This window comes from Luteibacter sp. 621, assembly GCF_050435445.1.
Taxonomy (GTDB): Bacteria; Pseudomonadota; Gammaproteobacteria; order Xanthomonadales; family Rhodanobacteraceae; genus Luteibacter.
The window spans coordinates 34,146-49,221 of the sequence record NZ_JBNDKI010000015.1 but is presented as its reverse complement, the minus strand read 5'-3'; the positions used below and the strand labels follow the sequence as shown (position 1 = coordinate 49,221).

The 15,076-nt window shown below is 59.4% G+C and carries 17 protein-coding genes; 5 read left to right on the top strand and 12 right to left on the bottom strand.

Annotation, left to right across the window (positions count from 1 at the left end; genetic code table 11):
• Nucleotides 1-292 precede the first annotated feature (292 nt).
• Entirely contained in the window at nt 293-1,327 is a 1,035-nt protein-coding gene (locus ABIE56_RS15735; protein ID WP_429244733.1) for an alpha/beta fold hydrolase, read from the top strand.
• A gap of 128 nt (nt 1,328-1,455) precedes the next feature.
• On the opposite strand, the gene ABIE56_RS15730 is transcribed toward ABIE56_RS15735, so the two are convergent.
• From ABIE56_RS15730 to ABIE56_RS15720, 3 genes are all read right to left on the bottom strand, one after another.
• Entirely contained in the window at nt 1,456-1,896 is a 441-nt protein-coding gene (locus tag ABIE56_RS15730; protein ID WP_429244732.1) for a lysozyme inhibitor LprI family protein, read from the bottom strand.
• Between the two features lie 154 nt (nt 1,897-2,050).
• Complete coding sequence (locus ABIE56_RS15725) at nt 2,051-2,593, bottom strand: hypothetical protein (protein WP_429244731.1); 543 nt, start codon at nt 2,591-2,593, stop codon at nt 2,051-2,053.
• Nucleotides 2,594-2,609: 16 nt separating this feature from the next.
• Entirely contained in the window at nt 2,610-3,182 is a 573-nt protein-coding gene (locus ABIE56_RS15720; protein WP_429244730.1) for a hypothetical protein, read from the bottom strand.
• Between the two features lie 177 nt (nt 3,183-3,359).
• Between ABIE56_RS15720 and ABIE56_RS15715 the strand changes: the two genes are divergently transcribed.
• On the top strand, nt 3,360-4,019 hold the full coding sequence (locus ABIE56_RS15715) for a flavin reductase family protein (protein ID WP_429244729.1): 660 nt from the start codon (nt 3,360-3,362) through the stop codon (nt 4,017-4,019).
• Nucleotides 4,020-4,086: 67 nt separating this feature from the next.
• On the opposite strand, the gene ABIE56_RS15710 is transcribed toward ABIE56_RS15715, so the two are convergent.
• Nucleotides 4,087-4,782, bottom strand: a complete 696-nt coding sequence (locus tag ABIE56_RS15710) for a dienelactone hydrolase family protein (RefSeq protein WP_429244728.1) — start codon at nt 4,780-4,782, stop codon at nt 4,087-4,089.
• Between the two features lie 174 nt (nt 4,783-4,956).
• Here ABIE56_RS15710 and ABIE56_RS15705 point away from each other — a divergent pair, with 174 nt between their 5' ends.
• Complete coding sequence (locus ABIE56_RS15705) at nt 4,957-5,421, top strand: hypothetical protein (RefSeq protein ID WP_429244727.1); 465 nt, start codon at nt 4,957-4,959, stop codon at nt 5,419-5,421.
• Between the two features lie 86 nt (nt 5,422-5,507).
• Here the strand turns inward: ABIE56_RS15705 and ABIE56_RS15700 are convergent, their stop codons facing one another.
• On the bottom strand, nt 5,508-6,779 hold the full coding sequence (locus tag ABIE56_RS15700; protein ID WP_429244726.1) for an XVIPCD domain-containing protein: 1,272 nt from the start codon (nt 6,777-6,779) through the stop codon (nt 5,508-5,510).
• A 30-nt stretch (nt 6,780-6,809) separates the two neighbouring features.
• Entirely contained in the window at nt 6,810-7,679 is an 870-nt protein-coding gene (locus ABIE56_RS15695; RefSeq protein WP_429244725.1) for a DUF4189 domain-containing protein, read from the bottom strand.
• An 849-nt stretch (nt 7,680-8,528) separates the two neighbouring features.
• On the opposite strand from ABIE56_RS15695, the gene ABIE56_RS15690 reads away from it, so the two are divergent.
• Both ABIE56_RS15690 and ABIE56_RS15685 read left to right on the top strand, forming a co-directional pair.
• A complete protein-coding gene (locus ABIE56_RS15690; protein WP_429244724.1) occupies nt 8,529-8,807 on the top strand; it encodes a hypothetical protein in 279 nt (92 codons plus the stop codon).
• Between the two features lie 80 nt (nt 8,808-8,887).
• The gene (locus tag ABIE56_RS15685) at nt 8,888-9,355 is read left to right on the top strand and encodes a hypothetical protein (protein ID WP_429244723.1); all 468 of its coding nucleotides are present in this window, start codon (nt 8,888-8,890) and stop codon (nt 9,353-9,355) included.
• Nucleotides 9,356-9,399: 44 nt separating this feature from the next.
• On the opposite strand, the gene ABIE56_RS15680 is transcribed toward ABIE56_RS15685, so the two are convergent.
• The 6 genes from ABIE56_RS15680 to ABIE56_RS15655 all read right to left on the bottom strand — a co-directional run bounded on the left by ABIE56_RS15680 (nt 9,400) and on the right by ABIE56_RS15655 (nt 14,984).
• Entirely contained in the window at nt 9,400-10,521 is a 1,122-nt protein-coding gene (locus tag ABIE56_RS15680; RefSeq protein WP_429244722.1) for an alpha/beta fold hydrolase, read from the bottom strand.
• A 10-nt stretch (nt 10,522-10,531) separates the two neighbouring features.
• Complete coding sequence (locus tag ABIE56_RS15675) at nt 10,532-11,020, bottom strand: hypothetical protein (protein ID WP_429244721.1); 489 nt, start codon at nt 11,018-11,020, stop codon at nt 10,532-10,534.
• A gap of 4 nt (nt 11,021-11,024) precedes the next feature.
• On the bottom strand, nt 11,025-11,828 hold the full coding sequence (locus ABIE56_RS15670) for a hypothetical protein (RefSeq protein WP_429244720.1): 804 nt from the start codon (nt 11,826-11,828) through the stop codon (nt 11,025-11,027).
• A gap of 192 nt (nt 11,829-12,020) precedes the next feature.
• Nucleotides 12,021-12,452 carry a lysozyme inhibitor LprI family protein gene (locus tag ABIE56_RS15665; protein WP_429244719.1) on the bottom strand — a complete coding sequence of 144 codons (432 nt, stop codon included), beginning with the start codon at nt 12,450-12,452 and terminating at the stop codon, nt 12,021-12,023.
• Between the two features lie 160 nt (nt 12,453-12,612).
• On the bottom strand, nt 12,613-13,014 hold the full coding sequence (locus ABIE56_RS15660) for a helix-turn-helix transcriptional regulator (RefSeq protein ID WP_429244718.1): 402 nt from the start codon (nt 13,012-13,014) through the stop codon (nt 12,613-12,615).
• 695 nt (nt 13,015-13,709) lie between these two features.
• The gene (locus ABIE56_RS15655) at nt 13,710-14,984 is read right to left on the bottom strand and encodes a hypothetical protein (RefSeq protein ID WP_429244717.1); all 1,275 of its coding nucleotides are present in this window, start codon (nt 14,982-14,984) and stop codon (nt 13,710-13,712) included.
• Nucleotides 14,985-15,076: the final 92 nt, after the last annotated feature.

Here is a 15,076-nt window from a genome sequence, read left to right as displayed (position 1 = left end):
CGGCCCAACCTTAGAGATCGTCCGACTTTCTCTGGAATGCCTTCAAGTAATCGTCGGAAGCGGGCTCGAATGCCTGTTGCCCGCGACCGCTCCGATAACGATTGGCGCCATGTCAGGCCCGCCTTTTTTTCTGAACTTCAGCCTCGCGGCGATACTCAAACGATCTTGTAAATGTCTTAGACAGACCACGTTACGAGTCGGCAGAGGCGAGTCAACACAACGTCGCTAGCTACGCCCACCCGTTGATGGCATGCTCGGCGCCGGCCCAGCGACGGGATACAGGGGTAAACGGATGAACGCAGGACGATTCGCCGCCCTTGCGGTGACAGGCTGGCTTGCCATGGCGACGGCGGCATTCGCAGCGGACCCACCTCGCCCCCTCGTCACCGATCCGGTTTACCTCGGTCCCGCCCGCCTCGTCGATATCGGCGGTCGGCGTTTGAATCTCTATTGCCGCGGGTCGGGCTCACCGGTTGTCATCTTCGATGCCGGCATGAATGACTCGACCATTGCCTGGGCGTGGGTGCAACCGGAAATCAGCAAGACGCACATGACCTGCTCGTACGATCGCGCGGGGATCGGCTTCAGCGATGCGTCGAACCGGCCGTCCACGGCGTCAGCCGACGTGGACGACATCCGCAAGGCACTTCAGGTCGCCCACATCAAGCCGCCTTATCTGCTCGTCGGGCACTCCGCAGCAGGCCTGGCCGTGCGCGTGTTCGCGGATCGTTACCGAAACGACGTGGTCGGGATGGTCATCGTGGATGGATCGCATGAGGATCAGACGCGCAAAGCAAAAGAGCGGGCGGCACTCGAAGCGAGCGAGGTGCCGGCGCTAGCGCACCATGATGCCGGGCCAGAACCCGATTGCCTCGGCGCAGCGAAGGGCGGCGCGATTCCCAAGGACTCACCCGCTTACAAGCCTTGCGTGGGCGAGATGTACGAAGGCGTGAGCGAGGCCATCACGAATGCCACCCTTGCCCGAACGGCGACCCTCACGTGGCAAACGGCCTACGCGTCGGAGATGGCTAACTTCGACACCGTTAGCGCGGACGAAGCCCGTGCTACCCGTCATGACTTCGGCGACATGCCCATCATCATGCTCACCCACTCGCCTAACCCCGCCCCCAAGGACACGCCCCAGGCCATCCAGGACAGGCGCACCGTGGATTGGGAGCAGCTACACAACGAGGTCGCCGCCATGTCGACGCACGGGGTCAACTGGATCGTTCCGCGTAGCACCCATGCGATCAATCACGACCGGCCGGAGATCGTTATCGATGCGATCGACATGGCGTTGGACATTGCGGCAAAGCAGGCAAGGTAGGGCCTTTGGCGCCGCTTAACGCGACAAAACTGCGAGATAACCCGTCCTTACCCAGGGTGACATCCTTGAACGGCGCATTTACACGTCGTCGGGATGGCCTGAGCTAGCCTTTCCTTGTTACTAAACCACTAATCTCCGAAGCGCCGCTCCAGCACTGTTGCCCTGCGGGCGGTGTACGTGACCGAGCATCCAGTAGCGTCCAAAATATCGCCCTGCCCAGCCCCGCTTGGAATCGCGCAGTCCCTCTCCTTAGAGGCAATCCACCCGCGCTCCTCATCGACAAGCGCTTTCCGAGCGTCTGCACCTGCTTTTTTGACCAGCTTCTTGTATGCCGCGTTCAACCGCTTGTCCTGGTAGGAGTATTCGGCGTCATTGCATCTGATCATGGCGGGCACCACGCCAGCTGCCTTGTCGAGGCAATCCTGGTATCCAGGTCGCAGCTTCAAGAAGGAAGAATGATCTTCGAGTTCACCGGGATCGTCAGGTAGATCTTGAGCTAGAAGACCTGTCGATAGCGACAAAGCCACCGTGAGATACATCGCTGCTATCGACGACTTCGTGATCTGCATGTTTGCTCCCTTGGGGCGTTTTTTCACAGGAAACTGCAAGCCTGATAACTCTAACGCCAGACTCCCTGTCAGTAAGTGACCGTAATCGCAAGTACATGGTCGATGCGGAGCAAGATATCACCACGTCCGGTCTCAGGCACCCACCCACACATCGCTAGACGAAGCTGAGAATGTCAGGAATTCCACGGTCGTGAAAGATGTTAGCGAAGGCCGCCGCCTGGTTAGCACCCAGACGGAAACCGATTGTTTGAACGCTGATCTTGGCTCCAGGCTGCTCAGCACTCCACGCGTTCGCCTTCTCGATTAGCGCCTTGTACACACGCTCGATATGGCATAAGAAAGACATCTCTGCAGCACTGTCTAATCCTCGCTGTATCTGGTCTTCCGTGACGCTTAGACCTTCGACGTATACAACAAAGATGCGGCTGTCACGGCGAGACAGGGCAATCATCTCGTCGCTGATCTTCGCTACGTTGGTCGCGTGTTCGATATCGATATGCTTGCCGTCTACAATCCCGTCAAACGCGACGAAAATGAGGCGATCCAAGGGACTGCCAGCACGGAGGAACTTCGGCACATTGAGCTTCGAAAGTTCGTCGCTCGCCTCCGCGAATCGTCTGGAATCATCTGACTGTGCATAGTTGTGACAACCTGCATCAACTGCGCCACCATCGGCGGCCAGCTCCTTCTCATCCATCGTGAGCGCTCCGCGATCAGTAAGTGTGCGTCCACGCCAAAATCGGGTCGCTTCGCAGACGGCGATCCGAATTTCCCATTGCGTCCACTCCCTCGGCCACGATCATCGCCTTCATGTAAACGCTGATGGTGCGGTCGTCCAATTCAACGAGGATCGTTGGACTCACCGGATCGGTTGAAAGATGCTTGAGCCAGGTCCGTGGAATGTGCTCTCGCGTGACATTGTGAAGGACCAGCCTTTCTCTGAACAATTCATCCAGATCGACGAAGGCCTGTAGGTCCGTGCCATCGAGAGACGTCCACCTCAGATCGACCGGTCCTGGAAACGTTTCCCCATTCTTAGGAACAATAGCGTGCACAGCGTTCCACAGAACGCTGTGATCGCCCGGCTGCGGACCGGATGGCCGATCAACCACGCGGCCAGTCCAGTCCATCTTCTCCGTACCAAACTGGTAGTTGTTGTACAGAAAGCTACACGCGAGCGTGTTGAAGCACGCGGCCGAAAACGCGTGTGTGTAGAAACGAATAGGCCACGACTCCTTCCCGTAGAGCGGCCCGGCCAGCTCTCGCGCCACTTCTTCCGATCGCATGCGTGATCCTCCAGATCAACATTCCGTAGATATCAATTCTAAGTTGCGGCGCGAGTCTAGCCTCGAACACCATCACAAAACTACGCGATTATTCTGAAAAATCGCGGCAAGATCCGGATGGCATCTGCCGCCCGCGGTCCGCAGCATGAGCTCACCCTATCGCGGAACACCACGGTCATGCTGAGCCCCCACGTCGTCTCTGAACCCCACATCCTCTATCTGGGCACCCCAGTCGTCCTGATCAGCACCGTCAACGAAGACGGCACGCACAACCTCGCCCCAATGTCCTCGGCGTTCTGGCTCGGCTGGCGAGGGGTGCTTGGACTTGCGGCGGATTCGCAAACAACACGCAACCTGATGCGTACCGGTGAGTGCGTGTTGAACCTTCCGTCGGCGAATGAGGTATCCGCGGTGGATCGCATCGCACGAACGACGGGCAGAAACCCCGTGTCGGAGTTCAGGCAAGCGCTTGGCTATGTCTACGAGCCCGATAAGTTCGGTCGTGCGGGTATGACTAGGGTTGCGGCAGACACGGTCTCGGCCTCACGCGCGCTTGAATGCCCCATCCAGCTCGAAGCCGTCGTCGCCGCTGTCCATGGCATTGGCGAGGACAGCGATGATCTGCGCGGCTTCATCAAGTTGTTTGAAGTGCGAGTCCAGCGCGTGCATGTTCATCCGGATCTGTTGATGGCGGGTCACGCCAACCGCATCGATCCGGACAAGTGGTCGCCGTTGATCATGAACTTCCAGAAGTTCTATGGCCTGAGCGCACAGGTACATCCGTCACGTCTCGCTGAGATTCCTGAGGAGGCCTACGAGCCGTTGGCGAAGGCGTGACGTGGGGAGGTCATCGACATAGGTCCCCGTCCGCCGAATGAGCGATTGGCTCAGGCGAATGGCGTTCTTACCCGAGGTTTTCCTTCAGGAACGCCCAGGTCCGGTCATTGGCCGATTTGGCCGCCGCCGCATCGTAATGCGCACCGCCATGCCGGGAGAAGGCGTGATGGCAGCCCTCATAGGTATAGATGGTGACGTTCGGTTTGCCCGCGAACGCCTCCTTGATCTGCGCCTGCGCTTCCGGGGTGATGAACTCGTCGGCCCCGGCGAGGTGCATAAGGAAGGGCGCACTGACCGAAGCGGCTTCACCCAGGTACTTCTCGGTATCGCCCCCATGGAAGGCCACGGCCGCATCGACCTTGCTGCGTGCCGCGGTGAGGAAGGTCATGAGGCCGCCGAGGCAGTAGCCCATCACGGCGACCTTGCCGGTGGATCGGGGCAGCTCCCGCGCCGCGGCAATGGTGGCCTCGATATCAGAGACGCCGGCGTCGCGGTCGTAGGCCATATAGAGCGACAGGCCCTTCTTCCAGTCGGCTTCGGAGGTGACGCTCAGGTCGACCCCTGGCTCCTGCCGCCAGAACAGATCCGGGGCGATGGCGATGAAGCCCTGCGCGGCCAGGGCCTGGCAGGTGAGGCGGATGTCCTCGTTGACCCCGAAGACTTCGTGCAGGACGACCACGGCGGGGCCCTTGTCTGCGTCCGGGTAGGCCACGTAGGCGGCAAAGTCGCTGGCGCTGGTCTTGATGGTGATCGTGTTGTTCACGGGCAAATACTCCTGGAGGGGTGACCTTGCGGACCATTACCTGCGGGCACCTCGTGGGCTTGCCGGAAATCGCCGGGATTTGCATGAGCCATGCGAGGGGCGCGGCTGGAAGGACGCCTGACCGGCTATAGTCTTTGCCGACCCGGACGACCACGATCCCACAGAGTTTCCTGCATGCAGCGCCTACCCACGATCCTTGTTTCGCTTGCCCTCACGCTCCTCGCCACCTCCGCCGCCGCAACAACTTGCGCAGAAAATGCCTGCGAGGTCGGCCAGCAGGTCAGGACCTATAGCGCCCCAGGTGAACCCGTAGCCGCCTGCCCCACCGATGCCCTGGCTGCCTATAGCAACTTCATGCTTTATCTGGTGGCTACCGATGCGGCCAGCACGCTGCAGGCATCCGTCGATCCCAATAGCGTCGAGGCCAAGGCCACCGGCGATAGCGCCGATGTGGCGAAGCGTTTGCGTGAGGCATCCGGCGTTGCATCGGCGAATGAGGCGTTGAAGGCGTGTTCGCCGTTGAAGGCCGGGGCTAGCGTCGTGGTGGTCGAGGTGAGCAAGAAGACCAATAACGCGAAGGTGGCAGGTGCGAACGGGCAAGCGGGGTTTTGGGTGCCTGCTGAGTTTCTTGATCGGTAACGGCCTGAAAGGCGCCGCCGGGGTCAGCCTGCTTGACACCTCGTCGGCGCCATTGTCTCTGGCGTGTTACGGGACGACGGGTTTTGCTATCGGCTCATAACGGGCCCAGCGTGAAGGCTTGGCTCGTGAACCTGCTGCTGCGTCTGCTGCTGTGCCATGGCGTGCTGCTGCGCGTTGTTCTGCACGTTGATGGCCGCTTCCTGGCTGCTTTGCTGCAGCGGAGTCTGGATGGCACTCATGACGCTGACTTCCGTGTACTGCTTGAAGGGCGAGTTGAGTTCGCCCTGTACCGCCCAGCTGCGGCTTGCGTCATCGGATAACACCACGTGGTCGACACGATCGAAGCCCGCGGCCGTGGCGGCTACGGTCAAACCACCTGCAAAGTTCTGCGTGTGCGGGCCCGGGCTACGCCCCTGTTCGGCATCGATTCGCGCCACGCATTGGAAGGCCTGTTCGTAAATGCCGTTGGCCGGGTGCCGTGGATCGGTGAGGCTGGGAACGGCGGCTACGCGCTCCTTGGCCTCCGCGATGGCCGCGAGCGTGGCTGGGCCCGCAACGCCATCGGCCTTGAGCCCGTGGCTTGACTGGAAGGCTTCGAGGGCTTCCTTGGTGCGAGGGCCAAAGTGCTGGTCGGCGTGGATAGCGGTGCCGTCGTTTGCCTTGTAGCCGAGGTTGGCGAGGTCTGACTGGAGCGCGCCTACATCAGCGCCACGGTCGCCTTGCTTGTGTACGGTCGGAGCTGTGCGGTGCTGTGACGGCTGTGGTTCGGCGGCGAGCACTGCCCTTAGCTCATCTTCGGACAGGGCGGCGGTCTGAGTTACGGTGCCCGCCTTCCAGTATTCCGCCCGCGCGATGCCGTCGGCCAGCGCGTCCTGCTCGGCGTCGGACATTTTGCCAACGGTCTTTCCATGCAGATCGTGACCTTGGGCCAGGGCGGTTGCATAGATGGTCTTGACCTGAGAATCATGGTGCGTGGCGCCGCTGTAGTCGGCAACCGAATAGCCCCTTACGAGCTGCTCAACCGTGTGTTGATCATGCTTGTCCAGCAACAGCTTCTTCTGCGCCTCGCGACCTGCGTCCGCCGATTCAAAAATAGCGTTGCCCCACTGGTCAAGATCAACAACGCCGTCGTACTGCGTTTGCGCACTGTGCAGCGCAACCTCCCGGGAGCGACGACTCTTTACCGTGTGGTCGGCGCTTCCCGCGAACTCAAACTTCAAGTTCCCAGGGTTGTTGTTTCGCCAGGATACGGTGCCTTCCTTTGCTGTAACCCAGGCACCGTCGTCCATCTCGTAAACACGAGTCTTACCTTGAGACGCCACCACCCGTGCGATCTTCTTGTCAGACACAACGTCCATATTTCTTCCTTGTACATGACCTTCCGGTCGTTAGATTCCTCGCGTGCAATCCGTCCGGATTGCCTCACATTGCTGCCCGCCGGCTGCGGTACACGCATCGGTTGCCTTGCTTATCGCAGCCTTCTTATCCCGGGAATTGGGTATACCGGCACCGAAGAACCGACCCTTTCCATCCTTCACCAACGATATGCACCCATCCTGCTGCTGAACCAGGATCGTGCAATCTTGCTTGTTGCAGTCGTCCTTGAGCGTTTCCCACACCTGATCCGGGGAGGTCCCGCGATGGGTCAGCATGAATGCTCCGGTCCTGTTATTGACCATGAGTGTGTTCAGGTAAAAGGGCACGCTCCACTTGGCATCAAAGTCCTTCGCGAGACCCGAGGCAGGGAGTGGCAGGTTCGAAGCCTTGGCAGGCCCCCGACCACCATCCACAAATGAACGGACCGCTCGGGCAACCTTCCAGTCACCGCTGCGACGGATAAGCAGGATCCCCGTTTCGCTTGATGTCTCGCCCCCATCGCCCTGATTGATCTCGATACGCGCCGGGGTCACCTTCACGTTGTCGGGCCAAAAGGGATCGTCATGAAACTGGGTGCACCTTGAGCATCCGATGATCTTGTCGCTGGATAGGATCGGAACGAATTTGCCGTCTTTGCGTTGAAAGATGGTCAGGGTGCGGTATTGGGTACCGTCTTTGTCAGCTGGCGTTTCAAACACGGCAACAGCATCCGCATCCGGCTGAGCGCCACTGCTCTCATAGGCCAGCAGGCTCGAACCAGCAGGCGCGGCAGAGGCGATCTCGGCGGGAGCGTCTGGGGCAGGACGGACAGGAGGCGCGGCCAGAGCCAAGCCGGAGGACACGAGCAGGCCCAAAGCGACCACCTGGAAAATCCTTGTCATTGCGAGCTCCTATGAGGAATGGCGGGAGGATAGCGGAAGCCTGAACGTCGTTCTGCGGGCGCGGGCACAAACTTCGATCGCGCTACGCCGCGTGTAGCAGACATGGTGCCGGGGTTTGACGAAGTCTATGTGTGCCGGCTTCCGCCGGGAACGGGAATATTCTGAGAAATGGCCCGATCTGAAGGTCGTCGATCCATTGCTCTGACCTTTTGGTGTCAGGACAATCTGAGGTCACTAAGTTATTTCGCCATGTGCCGAACTAATGCAACGCGGCACGCGTTGCACAGATAGCGAAGGCAGATCAACGCGATTCGCCACCGACATCCTCGATGATCGCGATCCCTGCTGACGTTGTGGACACAACACACGCCCGATCTGCTAGCTTTCTCTCGTCACCAGCGTACCCACGAAGTTCCAGCGCTGGTGACCACCGCTCTTTGCGGTGAGAGTCGCGAGCCAGAGGTGTTACAGCACCACCTGGCTCGCTAACCACAACCAGCTATACGGAAGTTGATTATGGCTACCCCTGATCATACGGCAGACGCTCGCCCGCCGAATCCCCTTGGTGGCACCTCGCCGGTACACGGACCGCCTGCCTAGTCTGCAGGCACGGTTGACGAACCGCGGCGCGGCCGGGCTTTGAGGCAATTCTTGATCGAATGAGGCAGGCGGAACGCCTGGTGCGCCTCACGTCCGGCCCTTGCCGCATCCACTTCGTCAACCAAGCCATCCGGCACCCGGGCACGGGTGGCCGGTGAACCCGCGAACCTATGGTCCGTGGTGCGGCGAGTGAATGTTCGTCGTGCCACGTTAGACCGTGGGCGATGCACCAATGATTAGGCGAAACGCATGACCTCTGACGAACAAGTACCGAGTGTTCACGATCTTCTGAATGACGCCACGCTGTGGCTTCAATATGCGCGTGGCGTGACGGCCATGCTGGCCGACCTGATCCATGAGGCGGATGAGGTTAATTGCTGCCAGTTGTCGCTAGCGCTGGAGGCTATTGCGGCCATGACCTCACATGGGACGCGGCAGTTGGGTGAGGCCAGGGCGCAGATGAGCTGGGAGGCTGTGGCGGGTGGTGCGCCTGCGCGGGTTCCCCATCCCTCGCCAGATTTTGTGTAGGCGGGCGCCTACATACACCCTCTTCTAGCCCATGTATTCTCGCGCCGCCCGCCACGGCGGCGGGCTCTACAGGGGGATTCATGAAGCGGGTAGCCTTTATCGCCGCGGCCGTCGTGCTGCTTGGCGGATGTACCAAAAGTGTGAAGTACGACGCCCATGCCGTTGCCGGAGAGGGCAGCGAGAAGGCAGGTATGGCAACCGTCGTTGTCGCCCAGCGCCAGAAGGACGGGTTCGGCGCGGCTTGGTGGCAGAATGTCGATATCGACGGGAAGAAAGTCGGCGATATCCGCCGTGGCACGTACCTGCATGTGAACGTGGCACCTGGCCACCACATCGTGGACGTCTCGTATCCCGCCATGATGATGGCGTCGCCCCCACTCGGCCTTGAGGGCGACTTCGAAGCCGACAAGACGTACTACTTCGTATGGGATGCGGCGGGTGACGGGCTGAAAGAGAAGCTTCAGATTCAGGCCGTTTCGCCTTCAGTGGGTCGCGCGTCTATCGCGGGGATGACCGACCGTACTGCGGTTGTGACGAGCCAGCACTGAACGTCGGAGCGCGCGGCCGGTAGCCGCGCGTCTCCTCTTGTGTGTTATGGCGCCGCGCCAACAGCCTTCGGATCCGGCGCATTCACCTGATGAACCACATCCAGCACCGCCTTGATCACCGCCTCAGGCTGCTGGAGCTGGATGTAATGCATCGTGTCTTCTACGGTGCGGATCTCACCCTTTTTCGAAAGCGCGGCCAGTCGGTCATTGAAGGCTTCGAGGGCATGGGTCTCTCTTTCCCAATGAGCCTGCGTTTCATCGGGCGGCACGTTCTTCGGCATGATCTTCGGCAGTACCGGATGAAGCACGATTAAGGGCATGTCGCCGTACCAGCGCCGTGAGGCACGAAGTTCGTCAGCGCTTGCGGCGCTCATTTGTGCCTGCTCGGAAAGGGAGGTGGCCTGGAACGCTGCCGTTACGTGCACCTTCGCGTAGGCGTCGTTGAGCGCCCGGGAGAACTTGGGGAACGGCTGGGGCACGCACTGGCCGTAGAGCTCGCTTCCTGGCTCGAAGCCGTTTGCCTTGGCGGCGTCGACGCACTTCTGGCCGGCGGCCGTAATGGTGTCGGGGGCATAGAGTTCGTCCCACATGGCTTTCCATGCGGTCTGGTCGGGGTCGATCTGCCAGAAGATGGTCGGCCAGTCTTCGACCTGCGTATCTACCAGCACCATGCCGGCGACTTCCTTGGGATAGAGGTTCGCGTAGAGGCGCGACACCGTACCGCCATAGGAGTGACCGACCAGGACATACGGCGGCGCGATACCGGCGGCCGCCAGTAAGTGATGAAGGTCATCCACCGCGTTGGCGGCGGTGCCCGGGCGATCCGCTGCGTCACTGAAGCCGAGGCCGGCGCGCTCGTAAGAACATGCGCGCGTATGGGTGCCTACCACCGGCTGTACCAGGCCCCAGGTACCGGCCTCGTCGCCCATGCCGGCTTCGAAGATCACCGTGGGTGATCCGTGGCCTACGCAGTAGAGATTCAGCCTGCGGCCTGGCGCGACTTCTACGAGTTGCTGGGGATGGGTGTAGGCGGGGTCGTCGACGACGGTGGGGGTGTCGGTGGCGGATGCCGCGGGTGGTGCCGAAAGCCAGAGGCTGGCTGCGAGGCCGAGGGCCTGAAGCGAGGGCGCGAGACGCCTGGCGAGTCGCTTATGCGACGGGTTCATCCGGTGAGCCTCAGTGGTCTAGAGCCTTAATGATATCTGCAGTTTCAGCCGTCGTTCCTGACTTGCCACATGCGTTGATGTAATACTCGCCATCGTACTTTTCGACGAACAACAGGTAGGTTTCCCCTATATCCATGGGGAACCTGGTTGATGTGTTCACTGAGGTAATCGCAAGCGTCTTTGCGGGCTTACCCTTGTATGACTTGATGACCGAAACATCGTAGATCGTCGAGTCTATGAAACCCGGATCTTCTTTCGACATAACGATCCTGCTCTTTTTTACTTTCGCGATCACTACATATTTTGCCGTTCCCTTTTCCATCTCAGCGCTGGGATGACCGCTGTAGCAAGCAGCGGAAACCATCGAGGGGAGCGAGAACATGCAGGCGACGAAAAGCAGGGTGCGACTTAGATACGCGCGGCTGGTTCTCATTGTCCGAGGATCATATGGGTGTCTTTTCCTGCAACTGATATCCATGAGGCCACGGTTGGTCAACATGATGTCAGTTCCTATACGCCTCGGTATTGACCGACTCGCCGTAGCTCCTCCCGTCGTACGGCACGGTCACCACGGCTGTCGCTGGCGCATCGCAGGGGTTCCCACTGTCATCCTCATAGCTCGTTGTGGTGGTAAGCGTGAGGTCATGCCAGCCGTGCGTCGTGGTGGCTGCCGGCTGGATGGCCGTTTTCACCAGGCGTAGGGCATTCGTGCAGGCGTTCTTCTTGAAGCCATCGCCGGTGTGACTGACCTGGGTGGTGAGGACCGGCCGCAACGTGTTGCCGTCACGTACGTAAAGCGCGAGCTTCGTTTCGCTGTAGGTGCACCCACCACATGACGTGTACTGGTTGGTGCGAAGCCCGAACGCTCGTACACCGTCTGCAAGGTTGTACCGGGCCGTGTCGATGCTCGCCGAACCGCGGATCGGAGCATTCACTTCAATCGCCCTGGGCTGCCTGTACGACGCTACCGGCTTGGCCGTCTTGGTGTTCCAGATGACGAGGTTGAGGTCATAGGGGGATTCATCGTCGTGACCTGCTTCCGGCGATACCGGAACGAACATCGCGACGATCCACTGATCGGGCGAGGTCGGATCGCGACGGCAGGCGGAGAGGTCGCTGTCCGGCTCGTCGATGTGCAAGGCCTCGGCCACCGTACTGATGAGGCTAACGTCGCAGGCGAGTGGATCGGAAGGCTTCGCCGATGAGGCAGCGAATGCGGTGGATGACCCCGCCGCCAGCGCCAGGAACAGGAGAATGGCCTGAAAGGCTCTTACCGGACGGCCGGCGAATGATTCCTTGCGCAACATTGGTACTGCTCCTCATGACCGCCGCCAAGTGCCCTGCCCCCTACTTGCGGCTGGGAGCATAGCAGGGCCGATGAGGCGGCCTCTGCACTACCTTCCGTACGCCGCGGTTCCCGGCCCAGCACCGCCGCTTTCGAACCGAAGCGATGTCTGCCCAACTTTCCATTCTTTCTTATCAGTCATACCTTTCCTTGCTTATTGTTGCCGCTGCCTCCCCAAACGGCGTTCCAGCAGCATTGCTCTTCGCGCGGTGTATGTCACTGAACAGGTCACGGCATCGAGGAGGTCACCCTGACCGGCCTCCTCAGGGATCGCGCAATCCTTTTCCTTCATTGCTATCCAGGCGCGCTCTTCGCGTTGGAGCTCTTTGCGCTCGGTGGCGTTGAGCCGGGCAGCGAGCAATCTGTACGTGTCGTTCAGACGCTTGTCCTGAAACCGATACTCAGCTTGGTTGCACCGAATCATGCTTGGCATGCCCGAATCGGGCGCATCGAGGCATCTTTGGTAGGAGGGCTGGATCTTCAGGAACGCGTTTCTGTCGTCCAATGCACTTGGCTCGCCAGGTAGTTCCTGAGCTCGGATAGCAAGCGGCAACGACCAAGCGGTCGCCAGAAGGATCACGGCCATCTTCGATTTTCCGCTTCGCATCTTCGCTTCCTTGGAACCTCGCCAGGTCAGCCACTCTTGAGTGACGAGTCTATCGACTTGGGAAGCTTCGGCCTACGGGAAAATTCTGAAAATGCGAGCAAGTGTCACAGAATTTTGGGGTGTAGGACCAGACGCTTCTTCAGCATGTAGGTTCCGTCGTTCGACGGGACACAGATATCGGCTCCTCCATCACGCGCACAGGGGCAAGCAGCGCCAGACCATCGCGATGGCCGCGCTTCCGCACCTCCCCCGGCGCCAGGCCAAAGGCATCCCGGAAGGCAAGGGTAAACGCTTCATGCGAACCGTAGCCCGAAGCAAGAGCCAGCGGGAGGATGTCCGGCGTGCCGGCTGCAAGCTCGACAGCCGCCTGGCTGAAGCGGTGGACGCGGATGTAGCAGGCCACCGACCAACCGGTAGCAGCACGAAAAAGGCGGGCCAGATGAAACGGGGAGATATCCGCAGCGGCGGCGACATCATCCAAAGAGAGCTCTTCGGATGAGTGGCTTTCAATGAACCAAACGGCGCGCTGGACTGCTGGCATGCGGGGCTTCCCCTTGGTGTGAGGGGATCATAAGGGGGATGGGGCTGGGGGCGTTTGATGGTTCTTGCTATCAACGCCGTTTCGGCCCGTAGGGTCCTCAATCGCATACACCCCCTTCCGAGATCCGAAACGATCGCTTCAAACCGCCCCCTTTCTCCCGAGAAACTCGAAGCACGGGCCGTACCATGGGTGTGCACGAAAGCGACCACGCTCACGATCAAAACGGGATTCCAATGGAACCACTCTTCAGCACCCTGGCTAGCTGTATCTCCATCCTTTCAGCGCTTCTCGGCCTGGTCGAGAAGTCCAGGAGGGTTCTGGGCCGGAAGCGAAACCGCCGCACGGGAGAGATCGCCGTCAAGGCGCACGATGGGTAATCAAAATAATCCACCCCCCGCCCGTACTTGAATGGCTATGGATCTCCCGCCTTCCGCTGGAAGGCGCTCAAGTAATCATCTGGGCGTTGCGACGGTCTGAACACCCCCTCCCGCACTGTCGCCCGCGATCACCACCACACAGGCCAACGGCAACGGTAATACGGTTAAAAACGTCACGGCGGAACATGCCCCTGACGAGCGGGATAGCCCTCCAACACCAGACCCCACTCAAACGGAGGTGGCTTGGAACATGACGCCAAACCGTCTGACGCGGCATAAACCGATCGCAAGCAAGCCGACTAAGAACGGCGTCCCTTCTCAATGCTCAAAATAAAGGAAGACCTTTACGCAACGCTTCCGATCGACCTGAAGGGAGTTAAATTCCCAAAAGTCCCTAAGCACCTCCGCATGCGGATGACCGTGATGATGGCTCGGATCGGAGCTGAATACGCTCACAGCGGGCGATAACTCATCGGCAAGCCCTGGAAACCAATTATTCTTCGATCCATGATGCATAACTTGGAAGACACACAGCCGATCCATCCGGTGGGCGCCAAAGTATTCTCGAAGAGACCTAATCGATTCCATCGTGTCCAAATATCCATCGCCGGTATAGATAACCGCGTCGGAACCGCACGCCAACGCAAGTTCCGTGTAGCGACGTATCTCCGAGTAGGAATACGAGCGCTGCTCGACAATGGTTTCTCTGAACCGATTTACCTTAAGCCACGTGCTCGTTGGGCCTCCGTACACGAAGAGCGAAATCCTATTCCTCATCTCCCCTGTCGGATAAGTGTTCTCATATATCTTTTTAAGTTCAATCAAGAGAGACGCGCGAACCTGCTTGTCTGTCGTAGACTTGAACTTTTCAGCGGTAAGTTCGATTTGACTAGAGAGTCCCGGCTCCAAGGAGGGCACTGACGCGTCGTTGTAAGGCACAAATTCCCAGCAGTTCATGACACGTATGACGCCACGCTCCGCCGCAACCCTCATTTCAATTTCGGCGTTCGACTCTAGACCATTTGCCGCGATAATTTCGGATGATCTCGGGTCAATCGGGTACGTCACGCCGTCGTCGGAAGGTGCACCGCCACCATCGAAACCCGCTGGATCTCCCTCGCTCGAACCGCTTGACGGAGGAATCAGAACGATCTGAGCGACACCGCGTCCATCTCTACTATTCGAAGCCAAGAACGAAGCCGGTTCAAAGAGGAGGCTTGCGAGATTTGAGTCGGCATCGTCACCTTCGGCCAGCAAGACTGCAATCCTCGTTGATATCGAGAGAAGCGGAAGTAGCAACGTTCGAATTCTGACTCGATCAAGGAGGTCTATGAGTCCATTCACGTGGTCTCGATCAAAGTGCGAAATTACAACAAGATCGATGACGTCCTCACCATCGCGATCGAGGCGGTTGGCGTAATCATCGATACTTCCTTTCAGGGCATCCTTCCTACCGGCAGATGAGCCACAGTCATACACCCAGCGAAAGACCGCTCGCTTATTAGCAGGCACTAAAAACAATTCGCCTGTCGCGAAAAGGCCCTGCCCAGCAGAATGGAAATCCAACTCCACATTTACCGTTGTCATCGGCATCTCTGAAATCCCTTATACCTTTTTCGCGCACGCACTTTCGCGCAAACCTGAACCCGCTGAAAACTTACGTCGATGCGTGAGTCATTAACTGA